Here is a 20,716-nt window from a genome sequence, read left to right on the forward strand (position 1 = left end):
CACGGCGCCCTCTGCTCAAATGAAAAACATGTCGTTTTTTTCACCGGGGTCGCTATTGTGCTAGAAACGACGCAAAAGCGTGCCAAGTTGCAGGGAACTGAACAGGAGTCCGCATGCAGGGTGAACGCTGCCATGTCAGCCTTATTTGCCGCACCATAGGTGCGGCCCGGGGCCGTGCGGCAAGGGGCAGGCCGCAGTGAGTTGACGTTTCAACACTTCAACTCACCTTTCCTGAAAGGCTCACAGAATGAACGATCAAGCCTCCCCGTCCCGCGCTGCCCGTAGCGGCGGGCGCAACGCGCGGCGCGCGGCCCGCGCTGCTGCACTGCCGGAACATTTGCGCCCGGTCCGCCCCGGCATGGAATCCACTGCGCTGAAGTTGCTCAGCCAGGCAGACATGGAAAAAATCCATGAGGCGGCCCTGACCGCGCTGGAAGAAATCGGTCTCGCCGACGCGCCGCAAAGCGGCATCGATTACCTGACTTCTGCCGGCTGCGTGCTGGGCGATGACGGCCGCATCAGGTTCCCGCGCGCGCTGGTCGAAGACACCATCGCCAAGGCAAACCGCTCCGTCACCCTTTTCAGCCGTGACGGACAGACCGACCTGCAGCTGTCCGGTGGTCGGGTTCACTACGGCACCGCCGGCGCCGCGGTGAGCGTTGTAGACGTGCACGGCAAGGAATACCGCGATTCAACTGTGCAGGATCTGCACGACGCCGCACGCATCTGTGATCAGCTGGACAACATCCACTTTGTCCAACGTCCGATGGTATGCCGCGACATTCCCGACAACCTTGAGATGGACCTGAATTCCATCTACGCGACCACCGCAGGCACAACCAAACATGTCGGCGTCTCATTTTGCGAACCGGACTTCGTGAAGCCGGGATTGGAACTGCTGCACATGATTGCGGGCGGCGAAGACAAGTGGCGCGAGCGGCCTTTTGTATCAAACTCGAACTGCTTTGTGGTGCCTCCCATGAAGTTTGCGACCGAATCCTGTGAAGTGATGGAGGAATGTATCAAAGGCGGCATGCCGGTGCTGCTGCTGTCGGCAGGCATGGCCGGGGCAACCGCCCCTTCGTCCATCGCCGGAGCCATCACCCAGGCGGTTGCAGAATGTCTCGCCGGCCTGGTTTATGTTAACGCTGTAAGCCCTGGCGCACCCGCTATTTTCGGCACTTGGCCCTTTGGTCTTGATCTGCGTACCGGCGCGATGTCCGTGGGATCCGGCGAACAGGCGTTGCTGACTGCAGGCTGTGCTCAGATGCATAAATTTTACAACCTGCCGGGCGGCGCCGCGGCTGGTGCATCGGATTCCAAACTGCCGGATATGCAGGCCGGCTGGGAGCAGATGTGCTCTGCGGTTATGGCAGGGCTTTCCGGCCTCAACATGGCCTATGAAGCTGCCGGAATGCACGCGTCACTGCTGGGGTTCTGCCTTGAGTCGCTGATCTTGGACAACGATCTGCTCGGCCAGGCACAGAGATGCGTTCGCGGCATTGAAGTGAACGATGAAACCCTCGCTCTGGACCAGATGCGTGCCACTTGCATGGGCGGGCCGGGCCATTATCTGGGTACCGATCAAACCCTCAGCCGGATGCAGATCGATTATGTTTATCCGGATCTGGGCGACCGGACGTCTCCCAAGGAATGGGTGGAACTTGAAAAACCTGATCTGATTCAAAAGGCTGTCGCCAAGAAGGAGAAGATCCTGTCCCAGCGCGCATCCGCACGGTTTGATGCCGCAACCGACATGGCAATCCGAAAGGCATTCAACATCCATCTTCCGGCTTAACCGAACATTCCAGATGCGCTGACACGGGCCGGAGTTTTCCGGCCCGTTTTTTTTGGGTTGGTACAGAAGCATAGCATCTGGTTCAGGAACTTTGGGCATATTCCTGCCCCTCAGCTAACCCAGCCTGTAAGTCAAGAAAATTTTCACAAAAGGCTTCCGTCACACCTGATGAGATGATAACCTTTTATTAACACGCGATATTTTGCAGGATCTCTCCCCTAAAACGGCGTTCAACCTTCAAAAACACCCCTACGTTTGAGCAAAATGAATTTGCGAAACTGCAAGGGCGACCGCTTTTAGTCCCGCGTTTTGCGGGTTCATTTTGCAAAACTGCAAGGTAGATAGGGTTTCAATCTCGTTTGCGCGTGGTTGCATTTCTGCAAAGTGGGGGTATGGGATCACCTGATAATCCCTATAGAACGCCGGTACGATTTCGTAGAATTAACCATCAGATGAACTTCTGTCGAAATTCTTTAAGGTTCCGGCACCCAGACCGCCCGCTCAATTAGCTCTTTCGGATCCAAAACTTCTGGCGTATTTCGCACTCCACCCCTGCCAGCCTTTGCGGAACTCGCTGAGCGCAGCAGTGTTGCGAAAATGCATTTCAAAAATGCATAAATGCAGCGCGGGGGTAATGCCCCGCGCTGCTTGGCATGCTTAGAAAAACGCCTGCAATCCGGTCTGAGCGCGGCCCAGGATCAGGGCATGCACATCGTGGGTGCCCTCATAGGTGTTCACCGTCTCCAGATTGACCATGTGGCGAATGACATTGAACTCCAGGCTGATGCCATTGCCGCCGTGCATATCCCGCGCCATACGGGCGATATCCAGCGCCTTGCCGCAGTTATTGCGTTTGATGATCGAGATCATTTCCGGAGCAGCGTTGGCTGCGTCCATCAAACGGCCAACCTGCAATGACGCCTGCAAACCCAAAGTGATTTCCGTCTGCATATTTGCCAGTTTCAGCTGAAACAACTGAGTATTGGCAAGGGGACGCCCGAACTGGGTGCGATCCAATCCATATTGCCGGGCAGCATGCCAGCAAGCCTCGGCCGCGCCCATTGCGCCCCAGCTGATGCCATAACGCGCGCGGTTCAAACAGCCGAACGGCCCTTTGAGCCCCTGAACATGCGGCAAGAGCGCATCCTCGCCGACTTCAACACCGTCCATCACGATCTCACCGGTGACTGACGCCCGCAGGCTCGCCTTGTTTTCAATTTTTGGCGCGCTAAGACCCTTAAGGCCCTTGTCCAGAACAAAGCCACGGATCTTGCCCCCATGGGCCTCGGACTTGGCCCAGACCACAAAGACATCTGCAATCGGCGCGTTGGAGATCCACATCTTGGAGCCCGTAAGCCTGTACCCGCCCTCGGTTCTTTCAGCGCGGGTTTTCATGGCGGCAGGGTCGGAACCGGCATCCGGCTCGGTCAGGCCAAAGCACCCTATCCATTCGCCGGTGGCAAGCTTTGGCAGGTATTTCCGGCGCTGTTCCTCGCTTCCGTAAGCATAAATCGGATACATCACCAGCGAACTTTGCACCGACATCATTGAGCGGTAACCGCTGTCGACGCGCTCCACCTCGCGGGCAACCAGACCATAGGACACATAGCCGCCGCCCAAGCCTCCGTACTCTTCCGGGATGGTCGTGCCTAACAGGCCCATCTCGCCCATCTCGCGAAAGATCTCTGGGTCAGTTTCCTCGTTTTCATAAGCGCTTAGTACACGAGGTTGAAGTTTTTCCTGGGCATAAGCTCGGGCCGAGGCGGTGATCATCCGTTCGTCTTCGGTCAGCTGGCCCTCCAACCGCAACGGGTCTTCCCAATTGAAACGGCCCAGATCCGGGGCATCCTTGGCGCGCAGGGCGGGTTTGTCTGTCATCTTGTCACCTCAGTGGTTCGCGATTTGCCCAAACCCTAACGGGAGGTGAACGGAAAAAACAGCGAGACTTTCGCAGACAACCATGCCAAACACTCATACATGTCGGTGCCCAGAAAATTCCTGCCTTCGATCTCCTCGCTGCGCGCCCTGGAGGCACTGGACCGCCTTGGCAGCGCTTCCGCGGCTGCAGATGAATTGGCGTTGACACAAGGGGCTGTCAGCCGCCAGTTGCAGACGCTTGAAAAGCAATTGGGCATGGAGCTGGTGCAACGTGACCAGAAACGGCTGGCCTTGACCACAGAGGCGCAGGACTACGCCGCAGAAATCCGGCAAGCCCTGAACCAGATCGTTCAATCCACCCTGCGCCTGCAGGCTGCGCCGCTGGCCGGGTCACTGAATCTGGCCATTCTTCCGGCCTTCGGAATGCGTTGGCTGATGCCGCGGCTGCCGGAATTTGCCCGGCTGCACCCGGATGTGACCATCAATATGGCCACCCGGCTGGAGCCATTCAACTTTGCCACAGAACCATTTGATGCGGCGATACATTTCGGAGATGCATCCTGGCCTGGAACGCAGTCGCTTCTGCTGAAGCATGAACAATTGCTGCCAGTCTGTGCGCCTGAACTTCTCGACGGCCGAACGGTTACTGAACCCAAGGACATTCTAAAGCTGCCACTGCTTCATATCCAAACCCGCACAACCGCCTGGCATGATTGGTTTGGACAGCACGGGATCGTGGCCGGCGAAGAGCTGAGCGGCACGACATATGATCAATTCGCAACCATCACTCAGGCTGCGCTACATGGTTTGGGCATCGCCTTAATGCCAGATTACCTGGTGGAGCAGGATCTGGCGACCGGGCGCCTTCTGGCGTTGCATCCGGAACCGGTGGAGACCGAAGGCGCCTATTATCTGGTCTGGCCCGAGCGGAAAACAAACGCGCCTGCGTTACAAAAATTCCGCGGCTGGCTGGCCGGGAAAGCACAACCCGAGGACCCGCTGCCCCGGTGATGGCGTGCGGTGTACAGGAGGGTGCCATGCGCGCATCCCCTGTACACTCCTTGACGCCGGATCAGCCGAGGGCGTAGCCCGCGCCGCGCACAGTGCGCACCGGATCACTGCCGCCAAACTGGGTCAGCGCCTTGCGCAACCGGCCAATGTGGACATCAACCGTTCGGGTGTCGACATAGATGTCGCGGCCCCAGACCCGGTCCAGCAGCTGCTCACGGCTCCAGACCCGGCCCGGCTTTTCCATGAAGGTGGAGAGCAGGCGGAATTCGGTCGGTCCCAGTTTCAGCGGATGTTCGGCGCGGCTGACCTTGTGGGTTTCGGCATCCAGCACAATGTCATCATATTCCAACCGCACCCCGACAGTAGAGGGCCGCACCCGGCGCAGCTGGGTGCGCACCCGCGCCATCAGCTCAACCACCGAATAGGGTTTCACCACATAGTCATCAGCGCCGGTTTCCAGGCCGCGGACCTTATCCACTTCCTCGGACCGGGCGGAGAGCATGATAACCGGGATGTTGCGGGTTTCCGCGCGGGTCTTGAGCCGGCGGCACACTTCGATGCCGCTGAGGTTGGGCATCATCCAGTCAAGGATGATGATATCGGGCATGTCCTCGTCGACCACCAGCATCGCTTCTTCGCCGTGTTCCGCGCGCAAAACGCGAAAGCCGTCGGCCTCAAGGTTATAGGCCAGCACTTCCCGCTGGGCCATTTCGTCTTCAACAACAAGAACAGTGGGCTGTTCGGCAGCCATCGGTCAGATCTCCTGGGGCGTGGTAGACGTGGTGTCGGCTTTTTTGCGGTCATCTTCCGGCTTTTCACCGGTCACCAGATAGATCACCTGTTCGGCAATCGAGGTCACGTGATCACCCATGCGTTCGGTGTTTTTTGCGATGAAATGCAAGTGCATGCAGGCCGAAATGTTGCGCGGATCTTCCATCATATGGGTCAGGAATTCGCGGAACAGGGCATTGTACATCTGGTCAACATCCCGGTCGCGTTCAATCACGTCGCGGGCCAGCTCCACATCGCGCTGAATGTAGGAATCCAGTGCGTCCTTCAGCATCCGCTCGACCTCGCGCGCCATCCGGCGCAGGGCGGCGGCGCCTTCGCTGGTGTTCGGGCCCTGGGCCAGGACCGTTGTGCGTTTGGCCATGTTTTTTGCATAGTCGCCAATGCGTTCCAGGTTGCCGGCGATCTTCATCACCGACAGCACCAGACGCAGATCCGAGGCTGCGGGTGCGCGCAGGGCGATCAGACGGGCGGTCTCCTCATTGATCAGCTCTTCCAGCCCATCAATGGCCTTGTCGCCCTGACGGACGGTCAGTGCCAGTTCCTCGTCACGGGTTTCCAGGGCGCGGGCGGCTTCGCGGATGGCGTCCTCGACCAGGCCGCCCATTTTCATGATCCGCGCCTGAATCGCCTCCAGATCGCGGTCGAAAGCCGATGCAATATGCTGTTCTACCATGTTGATTTTCCTTGAAATCAGCCGATCCGGCCGGTGATGTAGCTTTCGGTGCGCGGATCTTCGGGGTTGGTGAAGATCTGGCCGGTGGGACCGAATTCCACCAGGTTGCCGAGGTGGAAGAATGCGGTTTTCTGGCTGACCCGTGCGGCCTGCTGCATTGAGTGGGTGACGATCACCACCGAATAGCGGCTGCGCAGCTCGTCGATCAGCTCCTCGACCTGGGCGGTGGCGATGGGATCCAGTGCAGAACAGGGTTCGTCCATCAGCAGCACTTCTGGTTCGGTGGCGACGGCGCGGGCGATGCACAGACGCTGCTGCTGACCGCCCGAAAGCCCGGTGCCGGGCGCGTCCAGGCGGTCTTTCACCTCATCCCAGATCGCACCGCGGCGCAGGGATTTCTCAACAATCTCATCCAGTTCCGCCTTGTTCCTCGCCAACCCATGGATGCGCGGACCATAGGCCACGTTGTCATAGATCGACTTGGGGAACGGGTTCGGCTTTTGAAACACCATGCCAACCTTGGCGCGCAGCTGCACCGGATCGACACGGCGGTCATAAATGTCCTCGCCGTCCAGCAGGATGTCTCCCTTCACGCGGCAGATGTCGATGGTGTCATTCATCCGGTTGAGGCAGCGCAAAAACGTCGACTTGCCGCAGCCCGAGGGGCCGATAAAGGCGGTGACGGTCTTGTCTTCGATCTCGACATTCACGTCTTTGATCGCGTGGGAGTCGCCATAGTGGACGTTGACGTCCTTGGCGGCGATTTTGATGTTTTGTGTGTCCACGGTGTTATCCATCAAGGTCATGTCGTTCATTGCACTATGCCTCCTTACCAGCGGCGTTCAAAGCGGCGGCGCAGGATCACGGCGAATGTGTTCATGGTCACCAGGAAGATGAGAAGGATGATGATGCCGCCCCAGGCGCGTTCATAAAAGGCCGGGTCGGCGCGTTTGGCCCATTCGTAGATCTGCGCGGGCATCGCTGAGTTCGGCGCCAGCAGGCCGTCGGCCAGGGTTTCCGGCGCGTTGGAGGCGATAAAGCCGACCATGCCGATGAGCAACAGCGGCGCGGTTTCACCCAGTGCCTGCGCCAGTCCGATAATGGTGCCGGTCAGGATGCCGGGCGCGGCCAGCGGCAGCACGTGGTGGAACACCGCCTGCATTTTCGACGCCCCGACACCCAGCGCAGCATCACGGATCGACGGCGGCACCGATTTCAGCGAGGCGCGGGTGGAGATGATGATGGTCGGCAGGGTCATCAGGGTCAGCACCAGGCCGCCCACCAGCGGCGCCGAGGTCGGCAGGTGCATGTAGTTGATGAATACGGCGAGGCCGAGAATGCCGAACACGATGGAGGGCACCGCGGCAAGGTTCGAGATGTTCACCTCGATCATGTCGGTGAGCCAGTTCTGCGGTGCAAACTCCTCAAGATAGATCGAGGCGGCGACGCCGATCGGCAGCGCCAGCGCCAGAACCACCAGCATCATGAACAGTGAGCCGACCATGGCGACCCCGATCCCGGCCGCCTCGGGGCGGGCGTCAGAGGCATCTGCACCGGTGATGAAATCGAGGTTAAAGGTCTTCTCCAGCACCCCGGCAGCAGCCAATGCGTCAACAAGATCAAGCTGTTCGGCTGAGATGTTCTTGTCGTTGACGATGCTGTCGCGGGTGACGCGGCCCTTCAGGTAACCGTCGACGCGGCCTGAGGCGAGGAAGCGGAACTCCACCGTCTGGCCGATCTGATCCGGGTTGGCAATCACATAGTCACGCAACTGGGCGGCGACGTCCTTGGACAGGATGCCGGCCAGCTGTTTGGATTTGAGGCTGGTTTCAATGCCCAGGTCCGCCACCGCGGCTTCCATCGCGCCTTTGATGATCGGCGCATAGCCGAAAGTGGTGACCTTCTTGATGTCGGCCAGATCTCGATTGCCCTTCTTGTCGAGCTTGGCTTCCAGAAGTTCCACATTCAGAGTCACAAAGGTCTGCTGGAACGCGCCGGTGCCTTTGCCGACGATGGTGGTCACCAGGATCACCAGCATCAGCAGGCCGGCAGCAATGGCAGCGATGCCATAGGCCTTGAACCGGGTTTCTGCTGCGTTGCGTTTTTTTGTATGCGAGGTCTGCTGCAGCAGCGAGCCGCCGTGTTTGCGCGGCTCGCCGCCTGCGGGGGATTGGCTGAGGTCGGTCATCAGTCGTACTGCTCCCGGTATTTGCGCACGATATAGAGCGCCAGGACGTTCAGGCCGAGGGTCAGGACAAACAGGGTCAGGCCCAGGGCAAAGGCTACCAGCGTTTCAGGGCTGGCAAAGTCGGTGTCGCCGGTCAGCTGGCTGACGATGCGGGTGGTGATGGTGGTCATAGACTCCAGCGGGTTGGCGGAGAACTTGGCAATCGCCCCTGCCCCCATCACGACGATCATGGTCTCGCCGATGGCGCGCGAGGCGGCCAGCAGCACAGCGCCGACAATGCCCGGCAGGGCTGCCGGCATCACCACCTGGCGCACTGTTTCCGATTTGGTGGCGCCCAGGCCCAGCGAGCCGTCGCGCATTGCCTGCGGCACCGCGTTGATGATGTCGTCCGACAGCGAGGAGACAAAAGGTATCAGCATGATGCCCATCACCAGACCGGCAGTCAGCACCGAGGTGGCGCCGGCCATCCACTCGACCCCCAGGAGGCCGCCTTTGCCAAAGAGGTCCGCCAATGCGGGCCCAACGGTCAGCAGCGCAAACAGGCCGTAAACGATGGTCGGGATACCGGCGAGGATCTCCAGCAGCGGCTTAGCAAAGGCACGCACCGCACCGCTGGCGTATTCCGACAGGTAGATGGCAGCAAACAGGCCAACCGGCACCGCCACCAAAAGAGCGATGAAGGAGATGTAGAGCGTGCCCCACAACAGCGGCAGGATTGACAGCTCGCTATCGCCGCGGAAGTTGGGCGCCCAGGTGGTGCCGAAGAAGAAGTCCGTCCAGCTGTGCAGGCCAAAGAAGTTTTTGGTTTCAAACAGCATCGACAAAACAATGCCGATGGTGGTGAGGATCGCCAGCGAGGCGGCCAGAATCAGCAGCGCCAGCACCGCGCGTTCCACCACGTTGCGGGCGCGGAAATCCTTGTGGGTGCGGCTGTAGGCCCAGGCAAAACCGCCAAGCGCCAGCAGCGCGACAACCGCTGTCATGGCTGCCCGGCCGGTGTGCGACAGGTTGCGGTAGGACTGGGCGGCCGTCAGAATCTCGGGGCGCACGTCGTCGCCGAGGGCCACACCCACCTCGCCCATCAGGGCGCGGACGTCCTGGTCTGCGCCGGCGGCGCTGCGGGCCTCGCGGGCTGTCAGAAGCCCCTGCTCCACCGCCAGGTCCAGCCCCTCGGCGACGCGGCGCACGTCGCTCATCACCAGGCCCAGGGTAGAGTTTTCCGGGACCGCTTCAGCCGGGATCATGCCGGAGACGCGGGTCTCGATGAACATCGGCTGCGCCAGAAGCCAGATGGCCAACGCCGCGATGGCCGGAACAAAGGCGGCCATCGCAACATGGCAGCCGTAATAGGACGGCAGCGAATGCAGGTCCTTCACATCACCGTTTGCTGTGGCAATTGCGCGGCGGCGGCCGCCGTAATAGCCAGCGGCAGACAGTGCGAGCAAGAGGGCAACAAGCCAGAAAGTGGGCATGAAAAGCTCCGGTTTGGCAGTGGCGTATCAGCTGCGGCAGCCCTGCCGCGGAAAGAAAGCGCCGGGGCGGATGGCTCCGCCCCGGCAAGGATCAGATCACACGCAGGGCAGCTTAGGAGCTGCCGCCCATCACGGCCTCGCTGGAAACCGATTCCTGGGTGTCCGCCAGTTCCGGGTCAGCGACCAGACCGTATTCGGCCAGCGGACCATCTTCGCCGGCAACTTCGTCCGCGACGAAGAACTCAGCGTATTCTTTCAGGCCGGGGATCACGCCGATGTGGGCTTTCTTCACGTAGAAGAACAGCGGGCGGGAGACCGGGTATTCGCCGGTTGCGATGCTTTCGGTCGAAGGCACGATACCGGACATGGTGGCAACCTGCAGCTTGTCGGTGTTGTTCTCATAGAACGCCAGGCCAAAGACGCCGATGCCGTCCTTGTTGCTCTCGATGCGGGCCAGGGTCTCGGTGTAGTCGCCGTCAATGTCGACCGATTTGCCGTCGGTGCGGAGAGCGATACAGGCCTTCTCGGCCGCTTTTTTCTTGGCCTTGTCAGTGTCGCCGCTCGCGTGGGCCAGCAGGTGCTCAAACGCTCCGGTGGCTTCGCAGCCGGCCAGGATCACCTTGTCTTCAAAGACTTCGCGGGTGCCGTGTTTGGTGCCCGGAACAAAGGCCTGGATGTCGACAGCCGGGAAGCTGGCATTCACGTCGGCCCAGGTCTGGTTCGGGTTATCGACCAGTTCGCCATCAACCATTACCTTGTCGGACAGCGCCAGGAACCAGTCGGTCGGGGTGTATTCGAAAGAGTTCGCGTTGATGTCAGAGGCAAAAACGATGCCGTCATAACCGATGCGGACTTCGATGATGTCGGTCACGCCGTTTTCGGCGCAGGCGGCGATTTCCTTGTCCTTGATCTTGCGCGAGGCGTTGGCAACGTCGATGGTGTTTTCGCCGACACCTTCGCAGAACCGCTTGAGGCCGGCGGAGGAGCCGCCGGATTCAACAACCGGGGTCGGGAAATCAAAGTTCTCGCCAAAGGCTTCTGCCACGATGGAGGCGTAGGGCAGAACGGTGGACGAACCGGCAACCTGCACCTGGTCGCGCGCGGCGGCTGCGGTGGCGGATACGGCGGCAATTGCCAGGGTGGAAGCGGTCAGTTTCACAAAGGACATTTGTGTCTCCAAGAGTTTCAAAGGTCGATCACCCCGTCGATGATCTTGGGGCCTCTCGTAGAAGCCGCTGATGAGCCTTTTGTGACGGCTGTGTAACAACTGCATGACAAACCCGGTATTGGCGGCAAAAAAAGTGACATGAAAGAAGCAAGCCGCCGCCGGGGCGTCCGGCGGCGGCTTGCATGGCCTAGCAGCATTTCAAATAGATGGCCTACTTGGGCAGGATCACCGTAAAAACGGACCCTTGCCCCAGATCGCTTTCGACCCGAAGCCGCCCGCGGTGGCGGTTGATGATGTGTTTCACAATCGCCAGCCCCAGCCCGGTGCCGCCCATTTCGCGCGAGCGGTGGCTGTCGGCGCGGTAAAACCGCTCGGTCAGACGCGGCAAATGGATAGGATCAATTCCAGGCCCGTTGTCAATCACCTGGACACGGGCTGCGGACGCGCGCACCGACGGGTCCCGGTCTGTGAAGCTAAGCTCGACGCGGACCTGATCGCCTCCGTATTTGACCGCGTTTTCAACCAGATTGGTAAAGACCTGCTGCAGCTGATCCGGATCGCCAGTGACTGTCACACTGTCCTTCGGCGCCTTCAGATCCATCGACACGCCGCGTGCCTCGGCAACCGGAGCGAGGGTTTTCAGTGTAGAGGCCAGATGGGCAGCCAGATCAACGCTCTGTTTGGGGCGAACACGTTCTTCGCTTTCGACCCGGTTCAGCGACAGGAGGTCCCCGACCAGACGATTCATCCGGCTGGCCTCGCCCTCCATGATCGTCAGGAACCGGTCGCGGGCGGCGGCGTCATCCTTGGCTGGGCCGCGCAGGGTTTCGATAAAGCCGATCAGGGCCGTCAGCGGCGTGCGCAGCTCGTGGCTGACATTGGCGACGAAATCGCGGCGCATCTGGCTGGCCTGTTCGCGTTCGGTAATGTCGTCAAAACAGGCCAGCACCGCGCCGCCGCTAACCGCGCCGATGCCCGGCACATAGCGAAGGGTGACGGTAAAGGTGGTGTCCTGGGCGCCGTCGTTGGACAAGTGGCGGGCGGTGCGGTTATCGCGGTCCCGCAGACAGCCCTCGATCGCAGTGGCGACGCTGGGCTGGCGCAGGATGGTGGCGAAATGGCGCCCCGTGACTCCCTGCCCCAGCAACGAGGCAGCGGCACTGTTCACGGCTATGAAACGTTCAGTCTGGTCCACCAGAACCGCAGGCAGCGGAATGGCTGCCAGAAATCCCTCTATCAGCTCAGTCGTCATCGGATCTCCGCACAAATGTGTCCGGCCTGCTTAGCGGCGCTGTGTAAAGGCGATGTGGCGACGCCGCATAACCAACGCAAAAAGCAGCCGCCGCCGGCCGGCTTACAGCGGCTTCAGCTCCGCCCGGAAACGGCGCATGTTGTCCTGATAGAGCTGCGCGCTTTGGGTGAGCTTTTCGGCCAGGGCGGCGTCCACCTCGCGCACCACTTTGCCGGGACTGCCCATCACCAGCGAGTTATCGGGGATTTCCTTGTTCTCGGTGATCAGCGCGCCGGCGCCGATCAGGCAGTTCTTGCCGATCTTTGCGCCATTCAGGATGGTGGCGCCCATACCAACCAGGGTGTTTTCGCCAATGGTGCAGCCATGCAGCATCGCCTTGTGGCCGATGGTGCAGTTCTTGCCGATGGTCAGCGGATAGCCCGCATCAATGTGCATCACCACGTCTTCCTGCACATTGGTGCCTTCGCAGATGCGGATTTCCTCGTGGTCGGCGCGGATGGTGACGCCGAACCAGACCGAGGCGCCCGCCTCCATCACAACCTTGCCGATCAGGTTGGCATCCGGGGCGACCCAGGTGTCTTCGTGGATCTGGGGCTGGTGACCGCCGAGCGCAAACAAGGTCATGACTGTTCCTCAAATTGAGTTTGCAGATTGCGGACGTGATCCTGCAGCCGGGGCTGCTGGATGCGGCGCATCCGCTCGGCCTCGACGATGGTTTTCAGCCGCGCCTCAGTTTCGTCCAGGTCATCGTTGACCAGAACGTAATCATAGTAGCCCCAGTGGCTGATCTCGTCCCAGCTTTTCTGCATCCGCTTGGCGATCACGTCGTCGCTGTCCTGGGCCCGGGTTTCCAAGCGGCGGCGCAGTTCCGGAATTGAGGGCGGAAGGATGAAGATCGACAGCGCATGCTTGCCCAGGTCGGAATTGCGGATCTGGATTTCACCCTGCCAGTCAACGTCGAACAGCACGTCCTGGCCGGCCTCGATGGTGTCCTTTACCGGGCCCGCGGGCGAGCCGTAGAAGTTTCCGAAGACGTGGGCGTGCTCCAGCATCCCGCCCTCGGCCACTTTCTGGCGGAACTCGTCCTCGGACATGAAGAAGTATTCGCGGCCGTGCTCCTCGCCCGGGCGCGGGGCGCGGGTGGTGGCGGAAACCGAGAATTTGAGGCCTGGATCCCAGGCCATCAGGCGGCGGGCCAAGGTGGATTTGCCGGCGCCCGAAGGCGACGAGAGGATGATCAAAAGGCCGCGGCGGTCCGCCATCTGGGCACTCCTTTTTTATTCTATGTTCTGCACCTGCTCGCGCATTTGGTCGATCACGGTTTTCATCTCAAGCCCGACTGCCGTCAAGCCGGCATGCTGAGCCTTGGAGCAAAGTGTGTTGGCCTCGCGGTTGAACTCCTGCATCAGAAAGTCGAGCTTGCGGCCAACCGCGCCGCCCTTGGCCAGAAGGTCGCGGGCGGCGGTGACATGGGCGCCGAGACGGTCGAGTTCCTCTGTCACATCCGCTTTGACCGCAATCAGGGCCAGCTCCTGGGCCACACGGTCCGGATCCGCGCCATCGGCATTGTCCATGACGCGCGTCAGATTGGACTTGAGCGTCTCCGCCATTTTCAATTTGCGCTCTTCGGCACGCTCCGCGGCCTGCGCGGTCAGTTCGGCCACTTGTTCCAGCTGGCTGTTAAGAATTTGGGCAAGCGCCGCGCCCTCGGCTTCGCGCATTTGCACGAATTCCGCCACAAGGGTTTCCAGTTCCTTGCTGAGTGCAGCGACCAGCGGCGCCGGGTCGTCATCGCCTGCAGACTGTTCCAGCACCCCCTTGAACATGAGAACTTCGGCAGCCGAGGCCGGCCGGATGTCCACGCGGTTCTGCTTTGCAATGGATTGTGTCTCAGCCAGCGACTTGATCACCGATTGCAGAATGGCGGTGTTGATCTGCATCTGCCCGGCGCCGTCTTCGCTGCGCGAAATGCGCAACGTTAGCGAGACATTGCCCCGCGCCAGCGCTTTGGCAAGTGTCGAACGGATATGATTTTCAAGGCCTTCCAGCCAATCCGGCACCCGGAGCCGAAGATCCAGCCCCTTGGCATTGACCGATCGAAGCTCCCAGCTCCAGCTGTGATGATCAGAGCTGCCCTGCGCCGAGGCAAAGGCGGTCATGCTGCGGATGGTCATGGGGCAGGCCCTCTTATCGCCGGTGATTGATCAGCTCTACTGTCTCGAAAGTATAGGGTGCAAGCCCAATCGCATAACCGCGGCGCGCCTATCGCGTTAACCATTGCTTAAAGAAGTAGTCCAAATTTGAATTAGATTGTGTCATCTTAACTTCAGGGTAACCAAGCCGGCCCTAAGAGTTAACGCAGCCACCGGTTGCCGCGACCAAAGGGAAGGCCGGGGTTGAAGGGGATGAAGAGATGATTTTTGGCAGCCGCAGCGGAACCGAAGTGCCGACAGGTCAAGACAAGGTTGTTTCCATGAATCGCTTCCGCAAGGGCGGCTCACAATCGCCGCTGCGCCAAGCGGAAGCCTATTGGACCGCGCTGCGGCGCGGTGACGATGTGCCCAGCCGCTCGCAGATTGATCCGCGCGGGCTGGAGAACATCCTGAGCAATACATTCATTCTGGAACGGATCGCGCCCGGCATTGCCCGCTTCCGCCTTGCCGGAACGCTGGTGAATGAAATGGCGGGTATGGAAGTGCGCGGCATGCCGGTGACGGCGTTCTTTACCACCGAAGCCCGCAAACAGCTAAGCTCTGCCATGGAGCACATGTTCGAAACACCCGCCATTGTTGAGCTGGAGCTGCAAATCGAAGCGCCGCGCCAGCGCACGCCGCGCGACGCCCGCATGCTGCTGCTGCCTTTGCGCAGCGATCTGGGCGATATCAGCCGGGTTCTGGGGGTTCTGGTCGCGGATGAGGGGGCGGCCGCCACCTCGCAGCGTTTCTCGATCTCGTCGATCGAAATGCGCGCGGTCGGCAAAGCCCCTGGCGCTGCCGGGTTCAAAGCCAAGCCACGGGTTTCATCAGCAGACGAAGGCCGGAAGACAAACCAGCCTAACCCGGGTTTTGCAGAAACCCAGGCGCGGTTCAAACCTGAACGTTCTATTCTGGACGAGGCCAAGGCGCTGCTGGAACGCAGTCGTGCAGGCAAGCTTGGGGAACCGGCAGACACAGCTGCGATGGCAGCGGACACGACCGATGATAAGCGGAAGGGGGCTTCGCATCTGCGTCTCGTGGTCAGCCGCGACTGACATGCGTGCGCCGCGATACGATCCCGGCGCAGCAGTATTTAATTCAAGTCCAAGGTCATAGCACTTGAAGTGACTGCGCCCCGCGGGAGAATCCCGGGGCGCCTTTTTACGTGGGCAAAAATTTGAAAGCCCCGCGCCTTGGCAGCGCGCGGCCTGTCCAGGTTCTCAGCCAGCCTGGCGGCTGCTTTGGGAGGTCCGCAGGGCAGACAGTTCCTCGGCCACCAGGAAGGCCAGTTCCAGCGACTGGCTGGCATTGAGACGCGGATCGCAGGCGGTATGGTAGCGGTCGCTCAGATCTTCATCTGTCACCGCGCGGACGCCGCCAGTGCATTCGGTCACGTCCTGGCCGGTCATTTCGAAATGCACACCGCCCGGGATAGTGCCTTCGGCCTTGTGGACGCCGAAGAAGTCACGCACTTCGCGCAGAACACTGTCGAAGGGACGGGTTTTGTAACCGGTGGAGGATTTGATGGTGTTGCCATGCATCGGGTCGCAGACCCAGGTGACATTGGCGCCCTCTTCCTTGACCGCTTTGACCAAGCGCGGCAGATGTTCGCCGGCCTTGCCTGCGCCGAAACGGGCAATCAGCGTCAGCTTGCCCTCTTCGTTGTCCGGGTTCAGGCGCGACATCAGCACCTTCAGATCCTCGGCAGTGGTGGTCGGGCCGCATTTCAGCCCAATCGGGTTCAGCACGCCGCGGCAGAATTCCACATGGGCGCCGTCTGGCTGACGGGTGCGGTCGCCGATCCAGATCATGTGGCCGGAACCGGCCAGCCATTTGCCGGAAGTCGAATCAAGCCGGGTCAGCGCTTCTTCGTATTCCAGCAGCAGCCCTTCGTGGCTGGTGTAGAAATCCACGGTCGAGAATTCATGGGTGGTTTCGGCGGTTATGCCGGCAGCAGCCATGAAATCAATGGTGTCCTGAATACGATTGGCGATCTCGCTGTATTTCTGAACTTCCTGCTCATCCGTAAAGCCCAGGGTCCAGGAGTGCACCCGGCTCATGTCTGCAAACCCGCCAGTGGAGAATGCGCGCAGCAGGTTCAGCGTAGCGGCCGCCTGGGTATAGGCCTGCAGCATCTTCTGCGGATTCGGAATGCGCGCAGCAGAGGTGAAATCCAGCTCATTGATGATGTCGCCGCGGTAGCTGGGCAGCTCAACGCCATCAATGGTTTCGGTCGGGGCGCTGCGCGGCTTTGCGAATTGGCCGGCCATGCGGCCCACTTTCACCACCGGCACCTTGGCGCCATAGGTCAGTACCATCGCCATCTGCAGCATTACCATGAAAGTGTCGCGGATCGCATCAGCACTGAACTGGTCAAAGCTTTCAGCGCAATCGCCGCCCTGCAGCAGAAACGCTTCGCCTCGCCCTGCAGCGCCAAGATGCTGTTTGAGACGGCGCGCCTCGCCGGCAAAGACCAGCGGAGGGAATTTGGAGAGCTGAGCCTCTACAGCATTCAGCGCTGCCGCATCGGTATAGTCCGGCATCTGAACCCGCGGCTTGTTGCGCCAGTCCGTTTTTTGCCATTCGCTCATGACTTTATCTCCGCATCAGAGGTCTTTAGATTATGTTGTGTGCTCTATACAAAATCCGCACCGGGGTGGCCAGTTTAGAATTGCGCCCACTTGACCCCGGGTCCAAGCTGTGAGCACGGTTTCCCGACCTGCCGCGGAGCGTGCTGCCGCGGCCCGAATTGTTTCTTGAAGGACGCTCGCCATGCAGACGCCACGCAAGCCTGCTGATTCTGGAGTTGACGCCGGCCAGCCAAAGCGGTTCGTTTTTGTGCTTCTCGATAAGTTCACGATGCTTTCCTATGCATCGGCTGTCGAATGCCTGCGGATCGCCAACCGGATGTATGGGGATAACACCTATTCCTGGACACTGATCGGTGAAGGCGGCGAAACGGTGACCTGCTCGGCCGGCACCACGTTCAATCTGGACGGCGATCTGAACGACCTGCACCGCGATGATGTGGTCATGCTGTGCTCCGGCATTGATGTGCAGGAATCCACCACCAAAAAGCTCTTGGCCTGGCTGCGCCGTGAAGCCCGCAAGGGGCTGACCATCGGCGGGCTGTGCACCGCCTCTTACACATTGGCCAAGGCCGGGCTTCTGGACGGCAAACGGGCGACCATTCACTGGGAAAACGCCGACAGCTTTGCCGAGGAGTTCGACGAGGTTGACCTGACCAAATCGGTCTTTGTGATTGATGGCAACCGGCTGTCCACCGCGGGCGGCACCTCGTCCATCGATCTGATGCTCAAGCTGATTGCCAATGACCATGGCGAAGAGCTGGCCAATGCGGTGGCGGATCAGCTGATCTATTCTTCCATCCGAACCGACCAGGATACCCAGCGGCTGTCGATCCCGACCCGCATCGGGGTGCGCCATCCGAAGCTGTCAATGGTAATCCAGATGATGGAAGCCAATATCGAAGAACCGATCAGCCCGTCGGTTCTGGCGCAGGATGTCGGCATGTCCACCCGCCAGCTGGAGCGCCTGTTCCGCCGGTATTTGAACCGGTCGCCCAAGCGCTATTACATGGAAATCCGGCTGCAGAAGGCGCGCAACCTGCTGATGCAGACGGATATGAGCGTGATCAATGTGGCGCTGGCCTGCGGCTTTGCCTCACCCTCGCATTTCTCCAAGTGCTACCGGGCGCATTACGACACCACCCCCTACCGCGAACGCGGCAGCAAGGCGGCGACGTATAAAGTGTGACCCGCAGGGCTGGCCTGCCGGTCAGCGGGATAGCCTGTACACTGCGCCCTCGCTTTCCGACGCAAACCAAATACTGCCGTCGGGCGCCTCCTGCACGTCACGGATGCGCCCGATTTCACCGCTGCGCAGCTGTTCCGCTTCTTTGAGCGGCGTTCCCGAGAGACGGGAAATGTAGTCGGATTTCAGCGAGCCCACGAAGATATCTCCGCGCCACTGCGGCCACATCCGGCCGGAATAAATCATCATGCCGGACGGCGCGATGGAGGGATCCCAATACCATTCCGGCTGCTCCATTCCGGGCTTTGCTGTGCCCTCGCCGATTTTGCCCCCCGAGTAATGGCGACCGTAGGAAATCACCGGCCAGCCGTAATTGGCGCCTTTGCGGATCCGGTTCACCTCATCGCCGCCTTTGGCCCCGTGTTCAGCGACCCAGAGGTTGCCTTGCAGATCCAGCGACATTCCCTGCGGGTTGCGGTGCCCGTAGGACCAGATTTCCGGCTGAGCGCCTTTAGTCTTTGCGAAAGGATTACCGGCGGGCACCGAACCGTCGCGGTTGATCCGCACCACCGACCCCTGGTGCAGCCGCAGGTTCTGGGCACTGGGCCGGTCGCCGCGTTCGCCCAGCGAAATGAACAGGCTGCCGTCTCGCGCCTCGACCACGCGGGCGCCGAAATGCCGCCCGCCCAATGCGCCGGGCGCGGCTTCGAACAGGATCCGGACGTCTGTCAGCCGGGTGTTGTCCGGGCTGAGCCGCCCGGACGCTAAGGCCGTCCCAGCACCCCGGCCCTGGCGCCTGGAAAAGGTCAGGAAAATTTCGCGGCTGCGGCCAAAGTCCCGTGGCACCATTACGTCGAGCAGGCCGCCCTGCCCCTCAGCCGCAACCGCCGGTGCCCCCTTGACGGCTTGCTTGCGGCCTTCCAGCACATGAAACAGCCGTCCATCACGCTCGGTTACCAGCAGCCCGCCACCGGGCAGGAAATCAAACGCCCATGGCACGTCAAAACCTTCCGCCTGCCGGGTCACGCTGAGGTCCCCCTGCGTTGATGAGAGCTTTTCTGCCTGCCCTGGCGTGGAAAACGTCAGCAGGGCAACGGCAACCGTCAGGAAGCTGGAAAACTTGGTCATTGAGGTCTTTTCCTTCTGTCGTTTCCCCTGTAAATCCACGCCCGCGCTGCATCCGGGGATCATATGGAGGTGCAGCATAAACCAAGCGGCCCGGGGAAAACTGTTCCGGTTCAATAGGACTTTTCTTTTTGAACCGGCTTGCCTAGGGTCCGATGTGAACATTTTTGTTCCAACAATGGGAGTTTTCAAATGAAGAAACTGCTGATGGCCACCGCGGCCGCTGCGCTGACGGCTGGCACCGCGTATGCCGGCGGCCACGCCAAGGAAGTGAAGCTCGGGATTCTGTTCGGATTCACAGGTCCGATTGAATCGCTGACACCGGCAATGGCCAGCGGCGCGGAACTGGCGATGGAAGAAGTCACCAAGTCCGGCAAGCTGCTGGACAGCGCGACCGTCAGTTCAGTTCGTGCTGACAATGGCTGTGTCGACAACGGTCTGGCTGTGGCCAACGCCGAAAAAATCATTTCCGAAGGCGTCAACGGCATTGTCGGCGGCGACTGTTCCGGCGTGACCGGCGCGGTTCTGCAGAACGTGGCCATTCCGAACGGCATGGTGATGATTTCTCCGTCCGCCAGCTCGCCCGGGCTGAGCACAATGGAAGACAACGGCCTGTTCTTCCGCACCACGCCTTCGGACGCGCGCCAGGGGGAAATCATGGCGGACGTGCTGAACGAGCGCGGCGTCTCGTCGATCGCACTGACCTACACCAACAACGACTACGGCAAAGGTCTTGCGGATTCGATCCAATCCGCCTTCGAAGCCTCCGGCGGCGAAGTCACCATCGTTGCGGCCCACGAAGACGGCAAAGGCGACTATTCGGCTGAAGTCGGCGCGCTGGCCTCGGCTGGCGGCGACGTGCTGGTTGTTGCCGGTTATCTGGACCAGGGCGGTCTGGGCATCATCCAAGGCTCGCTGGACAGCGGCGCGTTTGATATGTTCGGCCTGCCCGACGGTATGATCGGAGATTCCCTGCCGCAGAATGTCGGCCCGGACCTGGACGGCTCTTTCGGCCAGATCGCAGGATCGGACAGCGAAGGCTCCAAGGTCTTTGCTGAAATGGCAAAGGAAGCGGGTTTTGACGGCACATCGGCCTATGCACCGGAATCCTATGATGCTGCAGCACTTTTCCTGCTGGCGATGCAGGCTGCCAATTCGACCAAACCGGCGGACTACATGGGCAAAATCCTGGATGTGGCCAATGGACCGGGCGAGCCGATCAATCCCGGCGAGCTGGGCAAGGCGCTTGAAATCCTCGCTGCCGGCGGTGAGATCGACTATCAGGGCGCAACCGGCGTTGAGCTGATCGGCCCGGGTGAAAGCGCGGGTTCTTACCGCGAAGTCGAAGTCAAAGGCGGCAAGATCGAAACCGTCAAGTTCCGCTGATAAG

18 protein-coding genes are annotated in these 20,716 nt (G+C 60.6%); 5 read left to right on the forward strand and 13 right to left on the reverse strand.

Annotated features, from left to right (window positions below):
* Positions 1-247: 247 nt before the first annotated feature.
* Positions 248-1,798, forward strand: a complete 1,551-nt coding sequence (locus A2I95_RS00810) for a trimethylamine methyltransferase family protein (protein ID WP_291726737.1) — start codon at positions 248-250, stop codon at positions 1,796-1,798.
* A gap of 657 nt (positions 1,799-2,455) precedes the next feature.
* Here the strand turns inward: A2I95_RS00810 and A2I95_RS00815 are convergent.
* Positions 2,456-3,676, reverse strand: coding sequence for an acyl-CoA dehydrogenase (locus A2I95_RS00815; protein WP_291726740.1), 1,221 nt, complete (start codon positions 3,674-3,676; stop codon positions 2,456-2,458).
* A 99-nt stretch (positions 3,677-3,775) separates the two neighbouring features.
* Between A2I95_RS00815 and A2I95_RS00820 the strand changes: the two genes are divergently transcribed.
* Complete coding sequence (locus A2I95_RS00820; RefSeq protein WP_291726742.1) at positions 3,776-4,687, forward strand: LysR family transcriptional regulator; 912 nt, start codon at positions 3,776-3,778, stop codon at positions 4,685-4,687.
* A 61-nt stretch (positions 4,688-4,748) separates the two neighbouring features.
* On the opposite strand, the gene phoB is transcribed toward A2I95_RS00820, so the two are convergent.
* The 10 genes from phoB to A2I95_RS00870 all read right to left on the reverse strand — a co-directional run bounded on the left by phoB (position 4,749) and on the right by A2I95_RS00870 (position 14,406).
* Entirely contained in the window at positions 4,749-5,438 is a 690-nt protein-coding gene (gene phoB, locus A2I95_RS00825) for a phosphate regulon transcriptional regulator PhoB (protein WP_027258943.1), read from the reverse strand.
* Between the two features lie 3 nt (positions 5,439-5,441).
* Complete coding sequence (gene phoU, locus A2I95_RS00830) at positions 5,442-6,152, reverse strand: phosphate signaling complex protein PhoU (protein ID WP_291726745.1); 711 nt, start codon at positions 6,150-6,152, stop codon at positions 5,442-5,444.
* Between the two features lie 17 nt (positions 6,153-6,169).
* A complete protein-coding gene (pstB, locus tag A2I95_RS00835; RefSeq protein WP_291726747.1) occupies positions 6,170-6,967 on the reverse strand; it encodes a phosphate ABC transporter ATP-binding protein PstB in 798 nt (265 codons plus the stop codon).
* A gap of 14 nt (positions 6,968-6,981) precedes the next feature.
* Positions 6,982-8,340, reverse strand: a complete 1,359-nt coding sequence (gene pstA, locus A2I95_RS00840) for a phosphate ABC transporter permease PstA (protein ID WP_291726749.1) — start codon at positions 8,338-8,340, stop codon at positions 6,982-6,984.
* Positions 8,340-9,812: a phosphate ABC transporter permease subunit PstC gene (gene pstC / locus A2I95_RS00845; RefSeq protein ID WP_291726752.1), complete on the reverse strand. Its 1,473-nt coding sequence runs from the start codon at positions 9,810-9,812 to the stop codon at positions 8,340-8,342. Before pstC ends, pstA begins: the two co-directional genes overlap by 1 nt.
* Before the next feature lie 112 nt (positions 9,813-9,924).
* Positions 9,925-10,980 carry a substrate-binding domain-containing protein gene (locus tag A2I95_RS00850; protein ID WP_291726755.1) on the reverse strand — a complete coding sequence of 352 codons (1,056 nt, stop codon included), beginning with the start codon at positions 10,978-10,980 and terminating at the stop codon, positions 9,925-9,927.
* A gap of 211 nt (positions 10,981-11,191) precedes the next feature.
* Positions 11,192-12,232 (reverse strand): ATP-binding protein, encoded by a 1,041-nt coding sequence (locus tag A2I95_RS00855; protein ID WP_291726758.1) that lies wholly within the window; start codon positions 12,230-12,232, stop codon positions 11,192-11,194.
* Between the two features lie 102 nt (positions 12,233-12,334).
* A complete protein-coding gene (locus tag A2I95_RS00860) occupies positions 12,335-12,856 on the reverse strand; it encodes a gamma carbonic anhydrase family protein (protein ID WP_291726761.1) in 522 nt (173 codons plus the stop codon).
* Complete coding sequence (gene gmk, locus A2I95_RS00865; RefSeq protein ID WP_291726764.1) at positions 12,853-13,494, reverse strand: guanylate kinase; 642 nt, start codon at positions 13,492-13,494, stop codon at positions 12,853-12,855. The genes A2I95_RS00860 and gmk overlap by 4 nt, the downstream gene beginning before the upstream one ends.
* Positions 13,495-13,509: 15 nt before the next feature.
* Positions 13,510-14,406: a YicC/YloC family endoribonuclease gene (locus A2I95_RS00870; protein WP_291726766.1), complete on the reverse strand. Its 897-nt coding sequence runs from the start codon at positions 14,404-14,406 to the stop codon at positions 13,510-13,512.
* Positions 14,407-14,645: 239 nt separating this feature from the next.
* Here A2I95_RS00870 and A2I95_RS00875 point away from each other — a divergent pair, with 239 nt between their 5' ends.
* The gene (locus A2I95_RS00875) at positions 14,646-15,482 is read left to right on the forward strand and encodes a PAS domain-containing protein (RefSeq protein WP_291726768.1); all 837 of its coding nucleotides are present in this window, start codon (positions 14,646-14,648) and stop codon (positions 15,480-15,482) included.
* Positions 15,483-15,647: 165 nt separating this feature from the next.
* On the opposite strand, the gene A2I95_RS00880 is transcribed toward A2I95_RS00875, so the two are convergent.
* Complete coding sequence (locus A2I95_RS00880) at positions 15,648-17,018, reverse strand: class II 3-deoxy-7-phosphoheptulonate synthase (RefSeq protein WP_291726770.1); 1,371 nt, start codon at positions 17,016-17,018, stop codon at positions 15,648-15,650.
* Positions 17,019-17,199: 181 nt separating this feature from the next.
* Here A2I95_RS00880 and A2I95_RS00885 point away from each other — a divergent pair, with 181 nt between their 5' ends.
* Positions 17,200-18,204: a GlxA family transcriptional regulator gene (locus A2I95_RS00885; protein ID WP_291726772.1), complete on the forward strand. Its 1,005-nt coding sequence runs from the start codon at positions 17,200-17,202 to the stop codon at positions 18,202-18,204.
* Between the two features lie 21 nt (positions 18,205-18,225).
* On the opposite strand, the gene A2I95_RS00890 is transcribed toward A2I95_RS00885, so the two are convergent.
* Positions 18,226-19,329 carry a PQQ-dependent sugar dehydrogenase gene (locus A2I95_RS00890; RefSeq protein ID WP_291726774.1) on the reverse strand — a complete coding sequence of 368 codons (1,104 nt, stop codon included), beginning with the start codon at positions 19,327-19,329 and terminating at the stop codon, positions 18,226-18,228.
* A 189-nt stretch (positions 19,330-19,518) separates the two neighbouring features.
* Between A2I95_RS00890 and A2I95_RS00895 the strand changes: the two genes are divergently transcribed.
* Entirely contained in the window at positions 19,519-20,712 is a 1,194-nt protein-coding gene (locus tag A2I95_RS00895) for an ABC transporter substrate-binding protein (protein ID WP_291726776.1), read from the forward strand.
* Positions 20,713-20,716: the final 4 nt, after the last annotated feature.

It is taken from the genome of Leisingera sp. F5 (assembly GCF_001593695.1).

Coding starts and splice junctions, on each gene's coding strand:
- phoU (WP_291726745.1), bottom strand. CDS start 6,152: ATGGTAGAACAGCATATTGCATCGGCTTTCGACCGCGATCTGGAGGCG.
- A2I95_RS00855 (WP_291726758.1), bottom strand. CDS start 12,232: ATGACGACTGAGCTGATAGAGGGATTTCTGGCAGCCATTCCGCTGCCT.
- A2I95_RS00810 (WP_291726737.1), top strand. CDS start 248: ATGAACGATCAAGCCTCCCCGTCCCGCGCTGCCCGTAGCGGCGGGCGC.
- A2I95_RS00815 (WP_291726740.1), bottom strand. CDS start 3,676: ATGACAGACAAACCCGCCCTGCGCGCCAAGGATGCCCCGGATCTGGGC.
- gmk (WP_291726764.1), bottom strand. CDS start 13,494: ATGGCGGACCGCCGCGGCCTTTTGATCATCCTCTCGTCGCCTTCGGGC.
- A2I95_RS00870 (WP_291726766.1), bottom strand. CDS start 14,406: ATGACCATCCGCAGCATGACCGCCTTTGCCTCGGCGCAGGGCAGCTCT.
- A2I95_RS00895 (WP_291726776.1), top strand. CDS start 19,519: ATGAAGAAACTGCTGATGGCCACCGCGGCCGCTGCGCTGACGGCTGGC.
- A2I95_RS00820 (WP_291726742.1), top strand. CDS start 3,776: ATGTCGGTGCCCAGAAAATTCCTGCCTTCGATCTCCTCGCTGCGCGCC.
- A2I95_RS00850 (WP_291726755.1), bottom strand. CDS start 10,980: ATGTCCTTTGTGAAACTGACCGCTTCCACCCTGGCAATTGCCGCCGTA.
- A2I95_RS00875 (WP_291726768.1), top strand. CDS start 14,646: ATGATTTTTGGCAGCCGCAGCGGAACCGAAGTGCCGACAGGTCAAGAC.
- pstB (WP_291726747.1), bottom strand. CDS start 6,967: ATGAACGACATGACCTTGATGGATAACACCGTGGACACACAAAACATC.
- A2I95_RS00860 (WP_291726761.1), bottom strand. CDS start 12,856: ATGACCTTGTTTGCGCTCGGCGGTCACCAGCCCCAGATCCACGAAGAC.
- A2I95_RS00880 (WP_291726770.1), bottom strand. CDS start 17,018: ATGAGCGAATGGCAAAAAACGGACTGGCGCAACAAGCCGCGGGTTCAG.
- pstA (WP_291726749.1), bottom strand. CDS start 8,340: ATGACCGACCTCAGCCAATCCCCCGCAGGCGGCGAGCCGCGCAAACAC.
- A2I95_RS00885 (WP_291726772.1), top strand. CDS start 17,200: ATGCAGACGCCACGCAAGCCTGCTGATTCTGGAGTTGACGCCGGCCAG.
- A2I95_RS00890 (WP_291726774.1), bottom strand. CDS start 19,329: ATGACCAAGTTTTCCAGCTTCCTGACGGTTGCCGTTGCCCTGCTGACG.
- phoB (WP_027258943.1), bottom strand. CDS start 5,438: ATGGCTGCCGAACAGCCCACTGTTCTTGTTGTTGAAGACGAAATGGCC.
- pstC (WP_291726752.1), bottom strand. CDS start 9,812: ATGCCCACTTTCTGGCTTGTTGCCCTCTTGCTCGCACTGTCTGCCGCT.